General features: G+C 56.2%; 18 protein-coding genes. 11 read left to right on the plus strand and 7 right to left on the minus strand.

The window, feature by feature from the left end:
• Nucleotides 1-8: 8 nt before the first annotated feature.
• Entirely contained in the window at nucleotides 9-1,016 is a 1,008-nt protein-coding gene (locus K6123_RS21810) for an MsnO8 family LLM class oxidoreductase (RefSeq protein ID WP_221801590.1), read from the minus strand.
• Nucleotides 1,017-1,319: 303 nt separating this feature from the next.
• On the opposite strand from K6123_RS21810, the gene K6123_RS21815 reads away from it, so the two are divergent.
• A complete protein-coding gene (locus K6123_RS21815; protein ID WP_221801592.1) occupies nucleotides 1,320-1,883 on the plus strand; it encodes a flavodoxin in 564 nt (187 codons plus the stop codon).
• 78 nt (nucleotides 1,884-1,961) lie between these two features.
• Here K6123_RS21815 and K6123_RS21820 read toward each other — a convergent pair whose 3' ends face one another.
• The 5 genes from K6123_RS21820 to K6123_RS21840 all read right to left on the minus strand — a co-directional run bounded on the left by K6123_RS21820 (nucleotide 1,962) and on the right by K6123_RS21840 (nucleotide 8,451).
• Nucleotides 1,962-2,537, minus strand: coding sequence for a hypothetical protein (locus K6123_RS21820; RefSeq protein WP_221801594.1), 576 nt, complete (start codon nucleotides 2,535-2,537; stop codon nucleotides 1,962-1,964).
• Nucleotides 2,538-2,547: 10 nt separating this feature from the next.
• Complete coding sequence (locus K6123_RS21825) at nucleotides 2,548-3,240, minus strand: hypothetical protein (protein ID WP_221801596.1); 693 nt, start codon at nucleotides 3,238-3,240, stop codon at nucleotides 2,548-2,550.
• Nucleotides 3,241-3,348: 108 nt separating this feature from the next.
• The gene (locus K6123_RS21830) at nucleotides 3,349-3,900 is read right to left on the minus strand and encodes a DUF2589 domain-containing protein (protein WP_221801598.1); all 552 of its coding nucleotides are present in this window, start codon (nucleotides 3,898-3,900) and stop codon (nucleotides 3,349-3,351) included.
• A 239-nt stretch (nucleotides 3,901-4,139) separates the two neighbouring features.
• On the minus strand, nucleotides 4,140-5,072 hold the full coding sequence (locus tag K6123_RS21835; RefSeq protein ID WP_246624962.1) for a response regulator: 933 nt from the start codon (nucleotides 5,070-5,072) through the stop codon (nucleotides 4,140-4,142).
• A complete protein-coding gene (locus tag K6123_RS21840) occupies nucleotides 5,005-8,451 on the minus strand; it encodes a hybrid sensor histidine kinase/response regulator (protein WP_221801601.1) in 3,447 nt (1,148 codons plus the stop codon). The genes K6123_RS21835 and K6123_RS21840 overlap by 68 nt, the downstream gene beginning before the upstream one ends.
• Nucleotides 8,452-8,716: 265 nt before the next feature.
• On the opposite strand from K6123_RS21840, the gene urtA reads away from it, so the two are divergent.
• The 7 genes from urtA to K6123_RS21875 all read left to right on the plus strand — a co-directional run bounded on the left by urtA (nucleotide 8,717) and on the right by K6123_RS21875 (nucleotide 15,406).
• Complete coding sequence (gene urtA, locus K6123_RS21845; RefSeq protein ID WP_246624967.1) at nucleotides 8,717-9,913, plus strand: urea ABC transporter substrate-binding protein; 1,197 nt, start codon at nucleotides 8,717-8,719, stop codon at nucleotides 9,911-9,913.
• A gap of 72 nt (nucleotides 9,914-9,985) precedes the next feature.
• Nucleotides 9,986-10,915 carry an urea ABC transporter permease subunit UrtB gene (gene urtB / locus K6123_RS21850; protein WP_221801604.1) on the plus strand — a complete coding sequence of 310 codons (930 nt, stop codon included), beginning with the start codon at nucleotides 9,986-9,988 and terminating at the stop codon, nucleotides 10,913-10,915.
• 10 nt (nucleotides 10,916-10,925) lie between these two features.
• Nucleotides 10,926-12,113 carry an urea ABC transporter permease subunit UrtC gene (gene urtC / locus K6123_RS21855; RefSeq protein ID WP_221801606.1) on the plus strand — a complete coding sequence of 396 codons (1,188 nt, stop codon included), beginning with the start codon at nucleotides 10,926-10,928 and terminating at the stop codon, nucleotides 12,111-12,113.
• Nucleotides 12,100-12,864 (plus strand): urea ABC transporter ATP-binding protein UrtD, encoded by a 765-nt coding sequence (gene urtD, locus K6123_RS21860; protein WP_221801608.1) that lies wholly within the window; start codon nucleotides 12,100-12,102, stop codon nucleotides 12,862-12,864. The genes urtC and urtD overlap by 14 nt, the downstream gene beginning before the upstream one ends.
• 24 nt (nucleotides 12,865-12,888) lie before the next feature.
• Nucleotides 12,889-13,578 (plus strand): urea ABC transporter ATP-binding subunit UrtE, encoded by a 690-nt coding sequence (gene urtE, locus K6123_RS21865; RefSeq protein WP_221801609.1) that lies wholly within the window; start codon nucleotides 12,889-12,891, stop codon nucleotides 13,576-13,578.
• Nucleotides 13,579-13,717: 139 nt separating this feature from the next.
• A complete protein-coding gene (gene fmdA / locus K6123_RS21870) occupies nucleotides 13,718-14,950 on the plus strand; it encodes a formamidase (protein ID WP_221801611.1) in 1,233 nt (410 codons plus the stop codon).
• Between the two features lie 69 nt (nucleotides 14,951-15,019).
• The gene (locus tag K6123_RS21875; RefSeq protein WP_221801613.1) at nucleotides 15,020-15,406 is read left to right on the plus strand and encodes an FmdB family zinc ribbon protein; all 387 of its coding nucleotides are present in this window, start codon (nucleotides 15,020-15,022) and stop codon (nucleotides 15,404-15,406) included.
• Nucleotides 15,407-15,482: 76 nt separating this feature from the next.
• Here the strand turns inward: K6123_RS21875 and K6123_RS21880 are convergent, their stop codons facing one another.
• Entirely contained in the window at nucleotides 15,483-16,337 is an 855-nt protein-coding gene (locus tag K6123_RS21880) for a DUF2071 domain-containing protein (protein WP_221801614.1), read from the minus strand.
• Nucleotides 16,338-16,595: 258 nt separating this feature from the next.
• Here K6123_RS21880 and K6123_RS21885 point away from each other — a divergent pair, with 258 nt between their 5' ends.
• From K6123_RS21885 to K6123_RS21895, 3 genes are all read left to right on the plus strand, one after another.
• Nucleotides 16,596-17,597: an AraC family transcriptional regulator gene (locus tag K6123_RS21885; protein WP_221801615.1), complete on the plus strand. Its 1,002-nt coding sequence runs from the start codon at nucleotides 16,596-16,598 to the stop codon at nucleotides 17,595-17,597.
• 139 nt (nucleotides 17,598-17,736) lie between these two features.
• Nucleotides 17,737-19,071, plus strand: coding sequence for a Rieske 2Fe-2S domain-containing protein (locus K6123_RS21890; protein WP_221801616.1), 1,335 nt, complete (start codon nucleotides 17,737-17,739; stop codon nucleotides 19,069-19,071).
• Nucleotides 19,072-19,154: 83 nt separating this feature from the next.
• Nucleotides 19,155-20,117 (plus strand): AraC family transcriptional regulator, encoded by a 963-nt coding sequence (locus tag K6123_RS21895; protein ID WP_221801617.1) that lies wholly within the window; start codon nucleotides 19,155-19,157, stop codon nucleotides 20,115-20,117.
• Nucleotides 20,118-20,156: the final 39 nt, after the last annotated feature.

Raw genomic sequence — 20,156 nt, forward strand, 5'->3', positions numbered from 1 at the left:
CAGCCGCATCAGAAACCGCTGGCTAACAGCCGATAGCTGTCGAGTCGATGCTGCTGGCTGTGAGTCACAGTGACGGCGGTGATTTCATCACAACCATAATCGGCTGCCAGGGCTTCCATCTCCTGCCAGCACTGTTCTGGAGTACCGACCGTATAGCCGCTGAGGATATGCTCGTATTCGGCCTGCAGGGAAACCGGCAGCGAGCGATAACGATCCTGCACCTGATCTGGCGTCAGGAAGGCTTCACGTTCACCCATTTGCGCTGCCAGCTTACGGAATACCGCAGTTCCGGCCCGGTGTTTGGCTTCCGCTTCTGTTTCGGCACAGATACAGGCAATCGCCAGAATCTTCTGCGGCGAACCCTGATGGCCGGACTTTTGCCATTCAGCTTCGTACTGCCTGAAAATCTGTGGCCGACAGTTGTCCGGGTCGATAAATCGCGCCAGCGCCAGGTTATAGCCCAACCGTCCGGCCAGGCCAGCACTGCCACCGCTGGAGCCCAGCATCCACAGCTGTGGCTGACGGGACGCGTCCGGCAACACATGAATCGAGGCATACGGGCTGCGATGATCCATTTGGCCGGTAACAAAACCCCGCAGCATATCGGCCTGACTGGCATACAGCTCACCATGGCTGGGCTGGCCCGGGAACGCCAGTGCCGTGCTCGTCAGGCCTGATCCTCCCGGAGCCCGGCCAACGCCCAGGTCGATACGATCCGGGTGAATATTGGCCAGCATGGCAAAACATTCCGCCACTTTTAACGGGCTGTAGTGCGACAGCATTACGCCACCACTGCCGACCCGAATCCGCTGGGTTTGGGCGGCAATGGTAGCGACCAGAATTTCCGGGCAAGGGTTGGCAAAATGCACACTGTCGTGGTGCTCGGCGACCCAATATCTGTGGTAGCCGAGTTGGTCACACAGTTGCGCCAGCTCCAGGGTTAGCGAAGGGGCATCAATTTTCGGGTGGCTGCCGTGCACCGGCGACTGATCCACCACGGAGATTTTCAGAGTCATAACGCATCCAGAATTTAGTTAATATATTAATAATAAGTAAAAAATCCCATCCGACTCAAGCCGGAGAAGCAAGGCGCGACAAGACTGTGGCAAACACCACAAATGCGCTCGGTAACCCGCGTGGCGTCTCGTTCATTGCAACGTCAGAGCTTGCTGCTGTTCCAGCTTCCGACCTGGCTGAATATGCCAAGTAACTGATCTGAATCAGTTTTTTGGTGAGCTTCTGGATTCTCCAATCACTGGTTCTGGCTGGAGTTGATTTTGCACCCTGTCTGCTAACGACTACCTGCAACAGGATGAATCATGAGTCAGATTGGAATCTTTTTCGGCACCGACACCGGCACCACTCGCCTGATGGGCAAGAAGATGGCAAAACTGCTGGGTGACGATATCGCCGCCAAACCGCTGAACATCAACCGCGCCAGCATCGACGACCTGCTGTCTTACCCGGCGTTGATTCTGGGCACCGCCACCTATGGTGAAGGCCGCCTGCCCGGGCTGGAAACCAATGTGCGCAACGGCAGCTGGCTGGAGTTTTTACCGCAACTGGAAGGCGCTGATTTCAGCGGCAAGGTAGTAGCCCTGTATGGCCTCGGTAATCAGGTGAAATATGGCGAACGTTACGCCGATGGCATGTTTGAGCTTTATCAGCTGTTCAAAGGCATGGGCGCCACCATCATTGGTGACTGGAGCACCGAAGGCTACACCTACCAGCAATCCAAAGCCGTAGTCGACGGTCGTTTTGTTGGCCTGGCACTGGACCACAAAACCCAGGGGCTGCTGACCGAAGGCCGTATGCGAGACTGGATTGCGCAGATCAAACCGGCTTTGGTGGCGGCGGTGGAAGCACAGGCTGAACCAGCCTGACCTCCCGGAGAATACTGCCGAAATAACGTCGGGCGTCCCGCAAGGTCGCCCGTTGTCATCTTCACCAGTATGAGAGGTTCACACAGTAGAGACCGGTTGATCCGTAAAGTCTTCCAGTTCGATCTCGTCAGCCAGCAACAATTTTACGTCCTGCTCCGACAATCGACTTTTTAGCTGCACCATCAGAGGTTTCAGCTGCTCATGATGACTCATCAAATACCAGATACGGCTGATCAGCTGATCCAGTGAGGTGTTGCCGTCATAACTTACCGCTCCGCTATCAGCCACGATCGCCAGCAATTGCCGAACCGGTTCACGACTTTCATCAAGCTTGCGGGCGTGAGGCTGTAGTGCCCGTTGCAAACAATCCTGCAATTCGAACATATGGTCAGCAGCGGTGCGAATCTGAACCTTGCGTACAGAGCCTCGCAGATCATCCTTACAGGCTGGGGCAATAATACGGCTTTTAATACCCGCCAACTCTGCTGCCAACACATTGCTGTGTTGCAGCAAAGCCTGCTCAGTACGTTCGAGCCAATCAAACAAATTCGCTAAAAAAGAAGGGCTTTTGGTTTCCAGCTGCCGCACCAACAGCGGATATTCCAATAACAGGCTGGTTAGATTACGTACGGTCATAACAGTGGATTTCAGCATGCTGCTCCCCTTATTCCGGCAGTAACAGGCGTTTCTGCTCGCCATCAGCCGATTCGAGTTTCTGCCATTCCACCGCATCTTCAGAAATTTTCAGCTTGATTTGCATGATGTGCTCAGGCTTCTGATCTCGCAGCAAGTGGGTCTCGGCAATGACCTTCATATCCCCCAGACTGGTATTGCCAACAAGGCCTTGCAGCTGGCTGGTTGCACTTTCATTGAGGCGGCCGGAAAGATCATCGGTGCTGGCTGATTTTTCCAGTTCCGGTTGCTGCGCAAGTACCTTGCTGACCTGCTCAGCCAGCTGCTTGCTGAAGCTGGCTACCGGTGTCAAATCACGGCTTTTGTTGATACTGGTTTCCAGTTCACGAGTCTCGCTGGCAATCAGTGACCGGACCTGTAACGAGGTTTCCCGAGGCAGGCTGCGAACCCCCAGACTACGGGTGATCTCAGCGTAAATCTGACTGTTAAAATCCTTGTTATTAATAATATCCACCGGCGCGTCAATCTGCTCTTCGGCCGAATCGATTGCCACCGGAATGGTGATCTCGACATCGTCGATACGCATTCTGGGTACCGAAAAATGCTGCAATAACTCGTGTTTGGCGTAGTCCTCAGCAACCCGCACCGTCTGTATATCAGCCATTACCCGGGCGGTATTAAGGCTGGAGATTATGCTTCCCAGATATTCGTTCAACTTTGGCATCAATTAGTCCCTCGTGGATTCTTGCGAGAAAGTTGGCCAGCATCCCGGTGAATGAAAACCAGTGCATCAGGAGGCTGAGACACTGGCCAACGTCGGTCAATCGTCAGATCAAACGCTGACGATGCTGTCTTCCAGCATGGTCAGAATACGATCCAGGCCCGGTGGCAGTTCATCGTTCAGCGCGGTTACCTTGACACCCAGGTTGTAGGTTTTTTCTACGCTGGTACCCGTGGTGGAGGTCCGCTTATAGGATGCAGATGCCTTGAAGTTGACGATCTTGTAGTCAATGCCGAGGGAGGCACTGGCGGCAAACTCGCTCGATACATTGGCGGTTTCGGTTGAGGTCAGCTTGGCGTTAAAGTCGATCACCATCTCTTCAATCCGCAACGCCGGAATGGTCAGCATGGTGAGGAATGGCACCTTGATTTTGACGTCCTGTTCGTCGAAGCCGGTACCGTCAGCCTTGGGGACAGATTTCTTGTACTCGAAGTCAACATAGCGCAAGGCACTGCCACTACCGCTGTCTTCAAATCCAACTTCCTTGATGAAGTTTACCTGCGACATGGACGCCGCATGCTGAGCCTGCACAGCAGCTTGCATTGGCCCACCAATGTAAACACTGAAATCGAGGCTATTCAGTTCTTGAACCAGATTTGGCATGAGTCTCTCCTTGAGATTTATGAGCTGGCATTTTCCTGATGCACTGCGACTGGCTGGTTACTTTTTATCCAGAGCCAGTCAGCGCCACGCTAATCATCGCTGGCTCAACTCACAACCCGGGGAAAATCGATTTTGTTACCTGGTACTCTCCTGAAGTGTGAGCACTCGCTCAATTTGTCAATAACGGTAAATAATGTCAGTGATTTATCAATAACCAAACCGAATAGATCTTGTATTGGTTACAACATACTCAAATATCCCAGACTGGCTGCAGCCGCTGAAGTACGGTTTTCAACGCCCATTTTGCGGAACACGGTTTCCAGATGCTTGTTAACCGTCCGTGGACTCATGGTGAGGATCTGGCCGATTTCCTGATTGGTCTTGCCGCGCGACAGCCACAGCAGTACTTCGGCTTCCCGTTCAGTGAGGCCAAAATGGTCTTTGAGGGATTGCCGCAGCGACATTTCATCTTCATCCACCAGCCGCAGCAGGAACTCCCCCGGCGCGGGCAAGCCAAGAAACTTGACCTGTAAGGGACGTTCGCCAACATCAATTCGCAGTTGCTGAAAACGCTCCGGTGACCTGGCAAACCACTGCGCCAGCGCACTGCTGGCCTGTTGCTGGAATTCGCTTTCAGCCAGGCCCTGCTGTTGCATCACTTCGCGGGCGCGACCAGAGCACCACAGCAAATGACCATGGACATCACAGGCCAGCGTCGGCTGGCCAATTTCTTCCAGAGAACGCATCGCCCGGCGGGTTTTGCGGGCATTGGCGATGTGCACCGGCACCCGCGCCAGTAGTACATCAAGATTGACCGGCTTGGTGACGTAATCAACGCCGCCAGCGGCCAGCCCGCGCACCACGTCATCACTGTCAGACAGCCCGGTCATGAAGATCACCGGAATACTTTCCAGCTCGGAATCCTGCTTCAGTGCGGCGCAGGCTTCAAAGCCGTCCATGTTGGGCATGATGGCATCCATCAGAATCAGGTCTGGCATCATCCGCCCCGCCACCGCCAGCGCCTGCTGGCCATCCATCGCCACCAGCACGGTATATCCGGCATCGATCAGGGCTTCATTCAACATTCCCAGTGATTCAACGGTGTCATCCGCAATCAGCACGACTCCGCTGTTGGCTGCTGTGGTCATGGCCATGGGAGTCGCTGCTTTCATCGTTGATTACCTTTTTCGCAAGAGTGATTAGTTCACCAAACCGGAAGCCCGTCAGTTGCTGGCGCAACAGCCGGGTCAAATCGGTGCTGGCCTGACGGACCTCCATGTTAACCAGCACGGCTTCCATGCCGGCGATATGACCAATTTCCGCAGCTGCCAGCAGCTCACGGGCTTCACCAATGGTCATGTCGACGCGCTGACGAGGATTAAGCTCGGTGATGCCGTCTGGCTCATCTTCAAAGCGCCATTGCAGTTGCAATACCTGCCCCACCGCAGCCAGTAACTTACTGTCGCGGATTGGTTTGATCAGATAACCGTCGTTGAGCCGCGGTTCTTCATCGGCAGCATCGCCACGGGCCTGTGCCGACTGCCGGTCTTCAGCATCCGCCGACACCATGATCACTGGCGTTTTGTCGCCGTCTTCGCGAATCTGCCGTAACAGCTGCCAGCCGGTCAGGCCCGGCATCGAGATGTCCATCAACAGCAGATCAACGCGGGTTTGTTGCAGCATCTTCAGACAGGCCCAGCCGTCTTCAGCTTCGAGAACATCGAATCCCAGTGGCGTCAGAATTTCACTCACCAGCCCCCGATGGGCGGCGTCATCATCGACCACCATGAAGGTCTTGCGATCACCGCGATAACCGACAATACGCCGTTCCGGCACCACTTTCAGACCTGGCCCGGAAACACTCGACAGCATCATGCTGAGACGGAACACACTGCCAAAACCGGGCTGGCTTTCGAGACTGATATCACCGCCCATGATGTCGGCCAGCAACCGCGTAATGGTGAGTCCGAGGCCGGTGCCGGGTGTTTGTGGCAAGCCTGGTTTACGAATTCGCTCGAACGGCTGGAAGATACGTTCGCGATCCTGAGGGCTGATGCCGGGGCCGGTATCAACGATGGTGAATTCTGCCACCTGACTGCGATAACTGACGGTCAGGCTGACCCGCCCGCTGACGGTAAATTTCACCGCATTCGACAGCAGGTTGATCAGAATCTGGCGCAGGTGTTTTTCGTCGGAGCGGACAATACGCGGCAAGTACTGGCTGGGCCGATACTCAAACTCAATGCCCTTGCTTTCGGCCTGCAGGCGGAACATGTGTACCAGTTCGTCCAACAGTCGATGCACATCAAATTCATCGCGGCGGATTTCCAGCCGCCCGGCTTCAATGCGGGAAATATCCAGCAAACCTTCAATCAGGTCGGCGAGGTGATCACCACTGCGATGAATCAGCCCAACCTTGTCGCGCTGGCGCTCCGACAGGCTGGGGTCTTTTTCCAGCAACTGGGCGTAACCAATAATCGAATTGAGCGGGCTGCGCAGCTCATGGCTGATGCCGCCGAGATAACGGCTTTTGGCGCGGTTGGCAGATTCCGCCTGTTCCTTCGCCTGTTGCAAGGCGCGGTCGGTAATTTCGTGGGCAGTGATTTCCTGTTGCAGCAATTCGGTCTGGCGCTGGGATTCCTTCAGCGCAAACATACGACTCTCGTTGGCCAGCACAAACAGCCAGATCAACACTCCCATGATAATCAGCAGCAGCAGATACACCTGCACCAACACCCCGGACAACAACGCATAACCTTCTGAATAGGTCGGGATCTGCATATACACCAGCCAGAACAGACCTCCGACCACCGAGCCAATTATCGCCATCAGGCCGGTGAACTGCAGCAGTCGCGGGTTCATGCGGGTCACCAGCCATTGTGGCAACACCAGTTCCAGCAGCTGCTGAATCTGTTCGCTCAGCCGTGCCTTGTCCTTGCACTGGTCATGACAGCGTGACTCCAGCGTGCAGCAAAGCGAACAGATCGCGCCCTGATAAAGCGGACAGACCGCCATGTCTTCACTGTCGAAATGGTTTTCACAGACGGTGCACTGGCAATTGCCCAGTGGCACCTGCTGGATCGGCCGCGCCAGATAAAAACGCCCCCGGGTCAGTAACGCCAATAGTGGCGACAGCAACAGTGCCGCCGCCAGCGCGATGTAAGACGACATAGCCTGGGCGAGTTCGCCAAACAGGCCGGAGAAACACATGATGCCGAGGATCGACGCCAGCACCATGGCGCCAAAGCCGACCGGGTTGATGTCGTACAGATAGGCGCGTTTGAACTCGATGTGTTTGGGGCTGAGGCCCAGCGGCTTGTTGATGATCAGATCAGCCACCAGCGCACCGACCCAGGCCACCGCAACGTTGGAATAGATACCGAGAATCCGCTCCAGCGACTCGTACACGCCCAGCAGCATCAGCAGCAGCGCAATCATCACGTTGAACGCCAGCCACACCACCCGGCCAGGGTGACTGTGGGTCAGCCGTGAGAAAAAATTCGACCAGGCAATCGAACCGGCATAGGCGTTGGTGACGTTAATCTTGACCTGACACAGCACCACAAACAGCCCCGTCAGCGCCAGCACCACCATTGGCGAATCGCTCAGATAACCAAAGGCCACGTAATAGATGCGGGTCGGGTCGGTGGCGTCCAGCGCCGACATACCGGAGCGCAACGCCAGTACCGCCAGAAACGAACCGGCCAGAATTTTCAGCATGCCAACCACAATCCAGCCCGGCCCGCCGACCAGCAAGGCCAGCCACCAGCGCAGCCGGTGATCCTTTTCGGGCTCCGGCAAAAAGCGCAGAAAGTCGACCTGCTCGCCGATTTGTGCCACCAGCGAAAACACCACCGCCGAGGTCGCGCCAAACAGAATCAGATCGAAATGGCTGCCATCGTGGGCCGCTGTCGTGGCCGGCATCACCCCGGCGAAGTTGACCCACTCCAGCGCCGCCTGCCACTCGTGCCAGAGGATGTAGATAAACGGCGTGATCTGTAACAGCAACCAGAGCGGCTGACTCCAGACCTGAAAGCGGCTGATAAAAGTGATGCCGTGGGTCACCAGCGGAATCACCAGCACCGAGCTGAACAGGTAGCCGGCCCATAACGGCAAGCCAAACAGCATCTCCATCGCCGACGCCATAATCGCTGCTTCGAGGGCAAAAAAGATAAAGGTGAAAGAGGCGTAGATCAGCGAGGTTACGGTCGAGCCGATGTAGCCAAAGCCAGCCCCACGGCTGAGCAAGTCGATATCAACGCCATAACGGGCGGCGTAATAACTGATCGGAATCGAGCTCAGAAAAATCAGCGCCGACACCACCATGATGGCGGCTACCGCCGAGTGAAAGCCGTACAGCAAGGTGACGGTAGCGCCAATGGCTTCCAGCGCCAGAAACGAAATAGCCCCCAACGCGGTATTCGACACCCGCGCTGCGGACCAGCGGCGGGCGCTTTTGGCGGTAAAACGCAGGGCAAAATCTTCCAGCGTCTGGTTGGCAACCCAGCGGTTGTAACTGCGACGGCTGCTGTAGGGCGACTGTTTCGACATGGTCGTTGCGGTGCAGTGATGACCGACCCGGCCATCTCCTCCTGATTATTGAATCAAGACCATATCCAGAACCCCCTGTTGCCGATATGCGTCAATGTACGTACGTCGTGGACAGCAGACGCGCATGTTCCGACAACGGCCTTTTCGGGATGCTGGAAAACGTTCCTTACCCGCACCGCTGAATCCATGAAGAGGCCCAATTATGATTTTAAAATCAAGGCATTACGACTCACCGAAGGGCGCTCGCCGCTCATTTTTGCGAAAAATGTTGGCCATTCCTGCCGCTTTGGCACTGGCGCACGCCAGCCTGCCTGCACTGGCAGACGACGCCAACACCACCGGTCTGGCAGTCACCAAAGACACCGTCAAGGTCGGCATCCTGCACTCGGTAACCGGCACCATGGCGATCAGTGAAACCGGTTCCGTGCAGGCTGAAAAGCTGGCCATCGAACAGATCAACGCCATGGGCGGTGTGCTGGGCCGCAAGATTGAATACATCCAGGAAGACGGTGCCAGTGACTGGCCAACCTTCGCTGAAAAAGCCAAAAAACTGCTGGTCAATGACAAGACCGCAGCGGTTTTCGGCTGCTGGACTTCCGCCTCCCGCAAAGCCGTACTGCCAGTGTTTGAGCAATACAACGGCATGCTGTATTACCCGACTTTCTACGAGGGTCTGGAACAGTCGCCCAACGTGATTTACACCGGTCAGGAAGCGACCCAGCAAATCATTGAAGGCATCGACTGGGTGGTCAAAAACAAGGGCGCGAAGAAGTTCTTCCTGCTTGGCTCCGACTACATCTGGCCACGCACCTCCAACAAGATTGCCCGCAAGCACATCGAAAAGCTGGGCCTCAGCGTAGTGGGCGAAGAGTATTACCCACTCGGTCATACCCAGTTCAACTCAGTGATCAACAAGATCAAGCTGAAAAAGCCTGACGTGGTTTACGCCATTGTTGTAGGTGGCTCCAACGTGGCCTTCTACAAGCAGTTGAAAGCTGCGGGTATCGACATGACCAAAGAGCATCCACTGGTGTTCACCATCTCGGTAACCGAGGACGAAATCCTCGGCATTGGTGGCGAAAACATCGAAGGTGCCTACGCTGCCATGAAGTACTTCCAGTCCTTGCCTAACGACAACAACAAGGCCTTTGTCGATGCCTTCAAGGCCAAATATGGCAACGACATCGTCATCGGTGACGTCACCCAGGCGGCCTACCTTGGCCCATGGCTGTGGAAAGCTGCGGTTGAGAAAGCCGGTTCCTTCGACATCGACAAGGTCCGTGCGGCCTCTCCTGGCATCGAACTGACTACCGCGCCAGAAGGTTATGTGCGCATCCACGAAAACCATCACCTGTGGTCGAAAACCCGTATCGGTCGTGCCAAGGCCGATGGCCAATACGAAGTGGTCTACGAATCAAAAGACCTGATCGAGCCAAACCCATTCCCGGCTGGCTACCAGTAAGCAACACGCAACTGAACGCGCGGCCCTTGCGGGCCGCCGTTTCCGACGTTGATACCACCGGGAGATACAACCATGTTTGCCGACTATACCTCCTCAGAGCTGCTCTCGATCTTTGCCATGCAAGGGTTTGCCGGTCTGATCCTGTTTTCTGTTTTTGTTCTGATGGCGCTTGGGCTGGCGATTATTTTTGGCCAGATGGGCGTGATCAATATGGCACACGGCGAGTTCATGATTCTCGGTGCCTACATGACCTACCTGACCTCACACGTATTTGAAAACTACCTGCCTGCATCGATTTACGGCATGTATTTCTTTATTGCCATGGTGATCGCCTTTTTTGCTGCTGGCGCCCTTGGGGCCCTGGTGGAATGGGCCATGATTCGCCACCTCTACAAGCGTCCGCTGGATACCCTGCTGGCCACCTGGGGCCTGAGCCTGATTCTGCAGCAGCTGTATCGGACCATTTTTGGTACCCGCGAAGTAGGTGTCACCCTGCCCGACTGGCTGATGGGCTCCTATGCACTGAGTGATTCCATTGAAGTGCCAATCAACGGCCTGTTCGTTATGGCGCTCACCGTAGTCGTGACCGTTGGCGTCTGGCTGATGATGCAGAAGTCCCGTCTCGGCAAACAAACCCGCGCCGTGGTGCAAAACCGTCCGATGGCGGCGGCAGTCGGTATTAATACCGCCAAAGTAGACCGCCTGACCTTTGCGCTTGGTTGTGGCATCGCGGGCATCGCCGGTTCCGCCTTCACCATGATTGGTTCCACCGGCCCGACATCCGGCCAGCTCTATATCGTCGATACCTTCCTGGTGGTGGTGTTTGGCGGTGCGTCGAGCCTGCTGGGAACGGTGGCGTCGGCATTCACCATTTCCCAGGCGCAATCGACCATGGAGTTTTTCCTCAGTGGCTCAATGGCCAAGGTTCTGACGCTGTTGGTGGTGGTCGGCATTCTGATGCTGCGTCCACAAGGCCTGTTCTCGCTGAAAATGCGCAAGTAAGGAGCTGACCATGAATTCAATGATTTCCAATCTGTTTAGCCGTTATCAGCTCACCCATATGTTGATTCTGGCGCTGCTGTTGGTGGTGGTATTGCCACTGAGCATGGATATTTTCCGCCTCAATCTGGTGGGCAAGTATCTGACCTATTCGTTTGTCGCCATCGGCCTGGTGTTGTGCTGGGGCTACGGCGGCATTCTGAGCCTTGGCCAGGGGGTGTTCTTTGGTCTCGGCGGCTATTGCATGGCGATGTTCCTGAAGCTGGAAGCGTCAACGCCGGAAGCTACGGCGATTCAGTCCACCCCGGGGATTCCCGACTTTATGGACTGGAACCAGCTGACCGAACTGCCGTGGTTCTGGCAACCCTTCCACAGCTTTGGTTTTACCCTGCTGGCGATCATTGCGGTACCAGCCATCTTTGCCCTGATCGTTGCGGTGGCCATGTTCAAGCGCCGGGTTGGCGGTGTCTATTTCGCCATCATTACCCAGGCGGTGGCGGCCATCCTGACGATTCTGATTATTGGCCAGCAAGGCTTTACCGGCGGCGTTAACGGCATCACCGACCTGCGTACCCTGCACGGCTGGGATATCCGTACCGACAGCGCCAAGTACGTTCTCTACTTCGTCTGTGTGGCACTGCTGTTTGGTTGTCTGTTCGCTGCCAAATACGTCATCAACAGCAAGCTCGGCCGCTTGTTGGTGGCCATGCGTGAACGCGAGGACCGGGTGCGTTTTTCCGGCTACGACGTGTCGGCTTTCAAGATCTTTATTTTCTGTTTGGCAGCAGTGTTCTCCGCCATTGGTGGTGCCATGTTCACCCTTCAGGTGGGTTTTATGTCGCCCAGCTTTGTCGGCATCGTGCCGTCGATTGAAATGGTGATCTTCTGTGCGGTGGGCGGTCGCCTGTCCGTGCTGGGGGCGGTGTACGGCGCGCTGCTGGTGAATTTCGCCAAGACCACCTTCTCGGAATCCTTCCCGGAACTCTGGCTGTTCGCCATGGGCGCACTGTTTATCGGCGTGGTCATGGCCTTCCCGAACGGTCTGGCCGGCGTCTGGAGCAGCCAGGTTGAGCCGCGCATCAAGGCGCTGTTCAACAAGCCCGGCCGTACGACCCCGGCTGCCACTAACAGCACCAGCGCACCAGCAGCAACCCCAGCGGAATCCTTTAACCCGGAGGAGCCAAGCCATGCTCGAGGCTAACAAGCACATCGACCAGCAGGATTTTGTTCTGAGTATCGAAGGGCTGACAGTGTCATTCGATGGCTTCAAAGCCGTCAACGACCTGTCGCTGTACGTCGAGGAACAGGAGATCCGCGTCATCATCGGCCCCAACGGAGCCGGTAAAACCACCGTGCTGGATCTGATTTGTGGTCGCACCAAATCGACCGAAGGTTCGATCAAGTTCAAGGGCAAGGAGCTGACCCGCCTTAACGAGCACCAGATTGTGCACGCTGGCGTCGGTCGCAAGTTCCAGAACCCGTCGATCTACGAAGACCTGACGGTGTTCGAGAACCTCGAACTGTCCTACCCGCGCGGTCGCAATGTCTGGGGGGCGCTGACCTTCAAGCGCGACCAGGCGGTAATCAGCAAGGTGGAGGAAATTGCTGAAATGATTTTCCTCGGCGACAAGCTGGATATGAACACCGACCTGCTCAGCCACGGTCAGAAACAATGGCTGGAAATCGGCATGTTGCTGATCCAGGACCCGGAACTGCTGATGCTGGACGAACCGGTCGCCGGCATGTCGGTGGCGGAACGCCAGCAAACTGCGGCGCTGCTGCAACGCATTACCAAAGACCGCTCGGTGCTGGTGATTGAACACGACATGCAGTTTGTCGCCGATATCGCCGACCGCGTCACCGTGCTGCACCAGGGCAAGGTGCTGTCCGAAGGTTCGATGGAACGGGTGCAGAACGATCCCAAAGTCATCGAAGTGTATCTCGGCCACTGAGCCAGCCGAACGAGGAAACCAACAATGTTGCAACTCACTGATTACAGCGTCGCCTACGGTCAGAGCGATGTGATTCGCGGCCTCAACCTCGAAGTTGGCGACGAGGAAATCGTCGCTGTACTGGGCCGCAACGGCATGGGCAAAACCACCTTGATGAAGTCGCTGATTGGCATGATTCCGAGCAAGTCCGGCGACTGCCAGCTCGACGGCACCAGCCTGATACCGCTGCAAAGCCACCAGCGCGTGGCTGCCGGGCTCGGTTTTGTACCCCAGGGTCGGATGATCTTCTCGACCATGACGGTGAAGGAAAACATCGAAACCGGCCTGACTTCCACGGGCAGCAACCAGATCCCGGAGGACCTCTACGAGATGTTCCCGGTATTGAAGGAAATGCAGCACCGCCGTGGCGGCAACCTCTCGGGCGGCCAGCAACAGCAGCTTGCCATCGCACGGGCGTTAGCCAGCAATCCCGGTGTATTGCTGCTGGATGAACCAACCGAAGGCATCCAGCCCAGCATCATCAAGGAGATGGCCCGCACCCTGCGCAAGATCCGCGATCAGCGCAAGCTCGCCATCATCGTTTCCGAACAGGTGCTCAGTTTCGCCCTCGATGTGGCCGACCGCATCCTGGTGATCGAAAAAGGCAACATAGTGCTGGACGTACCAGCCAGCGAGGCGGACCAGACCATGATTTCCAAATACCTGTCGGTATAGGCATCTGACGGTGTAATTCCAGACCCCAACCCAACCCGAATTTAAATCCGGCGGTGACCGGAGGGGCACGGTCGTGCCTGCAAACAGCCACCGCCAACCTGCAAAGCCTCAATGGCCTTGGCAATTAAGGAGCTAAACCATGACTGATACCATCATCAAGATTGATCTTAACCAATCCGCCTACGACAACGACTGCGTTCACAATCGCTGGCACCCGGACATTCCCATGGTGGCCACGGTTAAACCTGGCGATGACTTTATTGTTGAGTGTTACGACTGGACCGGTGGCCAGATCAAGAACAACGATGACGCCGCAGATATCCGCGACGTCGACCTCACCCAGGTGCATTTCCTGTCTGGCCCGATTGCCGTAGAAGGTGCCGAGCCTGGCGACCTGCTGGAAGTAGACATTCTCGATATCGGTGCATTTGACGAGCAACAGTGGGGTTTCAACGGCTTCTTTGCCAAGAAAAACGGCGGCGGCTTCCTCACCGACTACTTCCCGGAAGCACAGAAATCGATCTGGGACTTCAACGGTATCTACACCAAGTCCCGCCATGTTCCCGGCGTTGAATTCGCCGGTATCCTGCACCCGGGGCTGATCGGCTGTCTGCCGTCCCGCGACATGCTGGATATGTGGAACAAGCGCGAGAAAGAACTGTTCGACACCGATCCGGAGCGCGAACCAACACTGGCCTGCCTGCCCTACGCCGACACCGCCCATATGGGTCGCCTGCAAGGTGACGAACGGGCCGCCGCGGCCGCTGAAGGCGCCCGTACCGTGCCGCCACGCGAGCACGGCGGTAACTGTGACATCAAGGACCTGACCCGCGGTGCCAAAGTGTACTTCCCGGTTTACGTCGACGGCGCTGGCCTGTCGGTGGGCGATTTGCACTTCAGCCAGGGTGATGGCGAAATCACCTTCTGTGGTGCGATTGAAATGACTGGCTGGATTCACATGCGCGTCAACCTGATCAAGGACGGCATGGCCAAATACCAGATCAAGAACCCGATCTTCAAGCCGAGCCCAATGGTGCCGAAGTACGACGACTACCTGATCTTTGAAGGTATCTCAGTGGACGACGACGGCAAGCAGCACTTCCTCGACACCAGTCTGGCCTATCAACAGGCCTGTATGAACGCCATCAAGTACCTGACCCAGTTTGGTTACACCGAAGCACAAGGCTACGCAATCATTGGCTGTGCGCCGATTCAGGGGCATATCAGTGGCGTTGTCGACGTACCGAACTCCTGCGCCACCCTGTGGTTGCCGACCGACATCTTCGAGTTCGACATCAAGCCGAACGCCAACGGCCCGGTCAAACACCTGGATGGCTCCATCGACATTCCGAAGGCCCCGGATCTCGACTGATCCTGTAACCAACCCCACTGACGGCTGGCCAGGCCCGCCGTCAGTCCGACTTTTGATGAGGAAACCGCCATGCCGATGTACGAATATAAATGCCCGCACCACGGCGTATTTCAGGAACTGGCTCCGATGCAGCAGCACGACCAGCCAAAACCCTGCCCGCAGTGCCAGACCGTTTCAGCACGGGTGATTGTGCTGCCACCGGAAATTGCCCGGGTATTGAGAGAAACCCGCGCGGCGATGGAACGTAATGAAAAAGCCCGTGAAAGCCCGGATGTGATGACCGCCGGACAATACCGGGAACGGGAAGAGGAGCGTCAGGCCCGTGCCGCCGTAGAGCACAGGCACCACTCAGGCTGTGGCTGCAATCAGGGCAAAAAGCGCAAAAGCAACCTGATGTACACCGCCGAAGGCAACAAGATGTTCCCCGGCATGCGGCCGTGGATGATCAGCCATTGATAACAGCCTGGCAGCATTCACCGCCGTATGGATTTTGGAGCAAGCCCGAAGCAACGGCGGGCATCCTGCCGGTTGATCAGGGCCGCCAGATAATCCGTTCCCACAGCACCCGGAACCGGACTTCTGGCACCACAAAACAAAACGGCTGCCCTTCGACACCGAGCTGCTCAAGCAACGCACCGGCACGAAACTCCAGGCACTCGCACGCAATGACCTCATCCAGCGGGATCGGCAAGTCAATCCCCGCCTGAGCGAGCATACCGGTGTCTGAGACAGCACAAATCGCCGAGTCCTGCTGGGTCAATGCCGCCACCGCCTCGGACCAGGATGGATAGAAAGCTTCAAACCCGGCAGGCAGCTTCGGCGTTTCGCAAGGGCGAACGCGGGAATACAACTCCGGAGCACTACCACTGGCAGCGGTAATTTCCGTCAGATATTCATCGCCCCGCTGCTGATGCAAAAACGAATTCGCCAGATGGGAAGGCAAGGCATCACTGAACACCCGGCTCCCCACGGCGTAGGCCAGGTTATCAAATACATTACGGATAAAAACCACCACTCCGGCAGCCGGGCCAAGCCCGTTGGCAGAGTTGACATAAAAACGCCAGTTACTTTGCAGGGGCGATGGCATCCACTTACGCACCGCAGACGCCGGACCAAAGTGGCCATGCTGATAGGAAAGGATAGTCAGAATGGTTTTATTACCCACAGATACCAACTCAACCCCCGCCGGCACTGCCGCCTGGGCCAGTGGCAAAGGCACCACCCAGTTGAGATAGACAACCGTGCTCACGTCACTTTGCAGCTGCAGAAATGGCAAGCGGGAAAGCACTGCACGCCGTATTGCTGCCAGTCGACTGGAGTTTGCCAGCCAGTTGAATACGGCGGTCATCATTCCCCCGCGAGGGGTTACAAAGCGGTTCGAAGTCATAACGTCATCCTTGAGTAATGACAGCAAGATACGGATCAGAAGTGTTGTTTGTAAACAGCAACCCGCGGCCCGCTTTTTGCGTTAGCTATTTAGCTACCTGTTTTGCCAGATACAGGCTGGTTTTCTGCACTAAAACAACGCCTTGATGCATCTGCCGCACGGATATGGGCATAGAGAAATGGACGCCACGTCATCAGGACTGTCAGGGCACCGTCGCCCAAACGGATCATTCTGGCCCGATGCGAGATCAGCAGTACGATGAACAGTCATTTCGAGATGCATTCCAGTTCCGACGTCCGCAATCTGTTGTCAGACTTTGAGGTCTTTCGTACCCGTGATCACGATGAAGCGCGGGAATGGGGCCGCAAGGTGTTCTGCGACAATTCTCTTGAATACCTGTCATCCGATGATCTCAACGCCTACCTCTATTATCGCAAGGTCGGCGACGTTGGCCTTGGCCGTATGAGTTATGGGGCAGAAGTGATTATTTCACCGGCCGAGCTGCACTCCTTTGTGCTGTTTCAGCTACCGATTCATGGCCGGGAGCAAACGACCCAGCGCGGTGTGGTTACCGAAACCCGTCCCGGCGTCGGCAACTTTATTAACAGTAACAGCCCGTCCCGGGTACACCACGACGACAACACGGAAAAGCTGATTGTACGGATCGAACGAGCGACGCTGGAACAGCACTGCCAGAGCTTTATTGGTCGCAGCCTGAATCAGCCGCTGGAGTTTGACGCTCGTATGGACATGTCCAACCCAGCGGGGCACAGCTGGATGCGAACCCTGCGTTGGGCCTATGACATGCTGTCGATCCCCGATCTGAGCATGTCTCCTATCGTCGAAAAGCAGATCGAGCAGTCGGTTCTTGCCATGGCGCTGAGCTGTCAGCCACACAGTTTCAGCCAATTACTGACACAGCGAGAGCCACTGATTGCACCGGCGTTTGTACGCCGCGCCCAGGACTTTATTGCCGCCAATGCCAGCAATCCAATCAGCGTATCCGACATCGCCCGCGAGGTCGGTGTCAGCAGCCGCTCGTTATACGACGGCTTTCAACGCTACGCCCAGACCACCCCCAACCAGTTCATCCGGGAATTCCGGCTGCAACGGGTACGCGAAGAGCTGCTCGGCAGCTGTGCCAGCCAGACGACGATTACCCAGGTCGCACTGCAATGGGGATTTGGCCATCTCGGCCATTTCACCACAGCCTATAAAAAACGCTTTGGTGAAACGCCGTCGCAAACCCTCGCCCGTTAATTGGACAAATGCTCCAAATTCTCCATCAGTCACTTTTCTGCACGAACGGGATAACCTCTGCCGAAATGGGAGTGCTGGCCAAGGCTGCGATTCCTAGCATGACATCACAACCTCAAACGTGATTAGCCGGGGATTTACCATGTCAGACCAGCCTATTGTTCGCCGTCGTGTCGTCAACAGCAGCATCAGCGAAAGTCGCGTCAACGACGACCAGACCCAAAGCCAGTATCAGCCATACAAAGACGCTGCCTGGGGTTTCATCAACCACTGGTATCCTGCCCTGTTCAGCGAAGAACTGGCGGAAGACGCCGTTGAAGGCATCCAGATTTGTGGTATTCCGATCGTTCTGCGCCGCGTCAACGGTAAGGTCTTTGCGCTCAAGGACCAGTGTGTCCACCGTGGTGTACGGCTGTCTGAAAAGCCCATGTGCTTCAACAAGAAAACCATTTCCTGCTGGTATCACGGCTTTACTTTCGACCTTGAAAACGGCGACCTGACGACCATCGTTGCCAACCCGCAAGACAAGCTGATTGGCACCACCGGGATTACCCCTTACCCGGTCGAAGAAGTCGCCGGTATGATTTTCGTATTCGTGCGTGACGACAACTTCCCACTACCAGACGTACCACCGCTCTCCGAAGACCTGCCATTCCGCTTCCCGGAAAACAGCGAACGCTTCCCTCACCCATTGTGGCCAGCCTCCCCCAGCCTGCTGGATGACAACGCGGTTGCAATGGGAATTCACCGCACCGGCTACGGCAACTGGCGAATCGCCTGTGAGAATGGCTTCGACAACGCCCACATTCTGGTACACAAGGACAACACCATCGTCCACGCCATGGAATGGGTACTGCCACTCGGTATCCTGCCGGTCGATGATGAATGCATTACCGTGGTCGAAGACGATCAGGGCCCCAAAGGCATGATGCAGTGGCTGTTTACCGACAAATGGGCACCGGTACTGGAAAACGAAGAGCTGGGGCTCAAGGTTGAAGGCGTCAATGGCCGCGCCTATCGCACCTCGGTCGTCCTGCCGGGGGTATTGATGGTAGAAAACTGGCCGGGCGAGCACATGGTGCAGTACGAATGGTATGTGCCAATCACTGACGACACCCATGAATACTGGGAAGTGATCGTGCGAGTGTGTGATACCCCGGAAGCACTGGAAAAACACGCCTACCGCTTCGAACGGGTGTACAAGCCACTCGCTTTGCATGGCTTCAACGACTGTGACCTCTACGCCCGCGAAGCCATGCAGGATTTCTATACCGACGGCACCGGCTGGGATGACGAACAACTGGTGAGTACCGATATTTCCCCCATCACCTGGCGCAAGCTGGCATCCCGCTGGAACCGTGGTATCGCCAAACCGGCCCGCGGCGTTACCGGTGCCCGCAAGGACACCAGTATCCGCTTTATGAAAACGGCTGAAGGTAAACCACCAGCCTACAAGGTTGAAAAAATCGAAGACTGATTCTGGCAATTCCACCTCAGACTGCCAGAGCGCCGCCAGCCTCACCGCTGGCGGCATTGCAGACCACAGACAGGAGCACAGATATGGCCACCGCTCTGCTAGCCAGTGAATCGTTACATTCCGGTGATTACGACGAAACCCGCCAGATCGTAGCCGAACGTTTCTGTGGCCACGATCTGATCCCGACCCGCAAGAATGCCTGTCTTGATTACCAGCACGAGTTCGTCAAGGCGGGCAGTGTCAGCCTGTGCCGGATGCAGTACGGCGCCGAGGTGGATGTCTGCGTTGAACAGCTGGGGGACTTCTTTCTGATCCAGATTCCCCTGAAAGGCTACGACAAACAACGCCGTCATAATCAGGATCTCATCAGCGACCCTCGCAAGGCCACCATTCACCAGCCCCGCCAGCCCTTGCACATGCACTGGAGCGGCGACTGCGAAAAGCTGGCGATCCGTATCGAACACGGCTATCTCGAACGTCTGTCAAACGCCCTTTATGGCCACCATGGTCAGGTTAAACCACAACTGAATGAAGCCATCTCACTGGAAGATGCCCGCGGACAGGCCTGGAGCCGACAGGCACTCAACCTGTTTGAGCAGCTGAGCCAAAGCCCGGATCTCTATAACAACGAACTGATTCTTGGCCAGCATGTAGAACTGTTGGCCAACAGCCTGTTGCACTGGCACGCCACAGTGCCGTCATACCCGCTGACGACCAGTGTGATGCCACGCCACGTCCGCAAGGCCGTCGACTATATTCAGGCTCATGCCAGCCAGCCCATCAGTGCCATTCAGCTGGCGGACGTCAGTGGTGTCAGCGTGCGTTCCCTGTATGCCGGATTCCGTGAATATCTGCACACCAGCCCCAATCGCTATATTGCAGACACCCGCCTGTTACGTGCCCACCATGACCTCGGCAACCCGGATGAAAGCGGGAATGTGACGGACATCGCCACCCGTTGGGGCTTTTCACAACTGGGACGTTTTTCAAAAGAGTATTTTCAGCGCTTTGGTGAACACCCGCGTGAAACCCTCAGACGCCGCTAACGACAATCGCCATCAGCGAACCGGTCAATATTGGAAGCC

The organism is Oceanobacter mangrovi (assembly GCF_019740315.1).
In the GTDB taxonomy this organism is placed as follows: domain Bacteria; phylum Pseudomonadota; class Gammaproteobacteria; order Pseudomonadales; family Oceanobacteraceae; genus Oceanobacter; species Oceanobacter mangrovi.

What these genes read in the sequence shown, in the direction of transcription:
- K6123_RS21875 (WP_221801613.1), top strand. Translation starts at nt 15,020, where the DNA reads ATGCCGATGTACGAATATAAATGCCCGCACCACGGCGTATTTCAGGAA.
- urtE (WP_221801609.1), top strand. Translation starts at nt 12,889, where the DNA reads ATGTTGCAACTCACTGATTACAGCGTCGCCTACGGTCAGAGCGATGTG.
- K6123_RS21820 (WP_221801594.1), bottom strand. Translation starts at nt 2,537, where the DNA reads ATGCTGAAATCCACTGTTATGACCGTACGTAATCTAACCAGCCTGTTA.
- K6123_RS21885 (WP_221801615.1), top strand. Translation starts at nt 16,596, where the DNA reads ATGAACAGTCATTTCGAGATGCATTCCAGTTCCGACGTCCGCAATCTG.
- K6123_RS21880 (WP_221801614.1), bottom strand. Translation starts at nt 16,337, where the DNA reads ATGACTTCGAACCGCTTTGTAACCCCTCGCGGGGGAATGATGACCGCC.
- fmdA (WP_221801611.1), top strand. Translation starts at nt 13,718, where the DNA reads ATGACTGATACCATCATCAAGATTGATCTTAACCAATCCGCCTACGAC.
- urtD (WP_221801608.1), top strand. Translation starts at nt 12,100, where the DNA reads ATGCTCGAGGCTAACAAGCACATCGACCAGCAGGATTTTGTTCTGAGT.
- K6123_RS21835 (WP_246624962.1), bottom strand. Translation starts at nt 5,072, where the DNA reads ATGAAAGCAGCGACTCCCATGGCCATGACCACAGCAGCCAACAGCGGA.
- urtC (WP_221801606.1), top strand. Translation starts at nt 10,926, where the DNA reads ATGAATTCAATGATTTCCAATCTGTTTAGCCGTTATCAGCTCACCCAT.
- urtB (WP_221801604.1), top strand. Translation starts at nt 9,986, where the DNA reads ATGTTTGCCGACTATACCTCCTCAGAGCTGCTCTCGATCTTTGCCATG.
- urtA (WP_246624967.1), top strand. Translation starts at nt 8,717, where the DNA reads ATGTTGGCCATTCCTGCCGCTTTGGCACTGGCGCACGCCAGCCTGCCT.
- K6123_RS21825 (WP_221801596.1), bottom strand. Translation starts at nt 3,240, where the DNA reads ATGCCAAAGTTGAACGAATATCTGGGAAGCATAATCTCCAGCCTTAAT.
- K6123_RS21840 (WP_221801601.1), bottom strand. Translation starts at nt 8,451, where the DNA reads ATGTCGAAACAGTCGCCCTACAGCAGCCGTCGCAGTTACAACCGCTGG.
- K6123_RS21810 (WP_221801590.1), bottom strand. Translation starts at nt 1,016, where the DNA reads ATGACTCTGAAAATCTCCGTGGTGGATCAGTCGCCGGTGCACGGCAGC.
- K6123_RS21890 (WP_221801616.1), top strand. Translation starts at nt 17,737, where the DNA reads ATGTCAGACCAGCCTATTGTTCGCCGTCGTGTCGTCAACAGCAGCATC.
- K6123_RS21895 (WP_221801617.1), top strand. Translation starts at nt 19,155, where the DNA reads ATGGCCACCGCTCTGCTAGCCAGTGAATCGTTACATTCCGGTGATTAC.
- K6123_RS21815 (WP_221801592.1), top strand. Translation starts at nt 1,320, where the DNA reads ATGAGTCAGATTGGAATCTTTTTCGGCACCGACACCGGCACCACTCGC.
- K6123_RS21830 (WP_221801598.1), bottom strand. Translation starts at nt 3,900, where the DNA reads ATGCCAAATCTGGTTCAAGAACTGAATAGCCTCGATTTCAGTGTTTAC.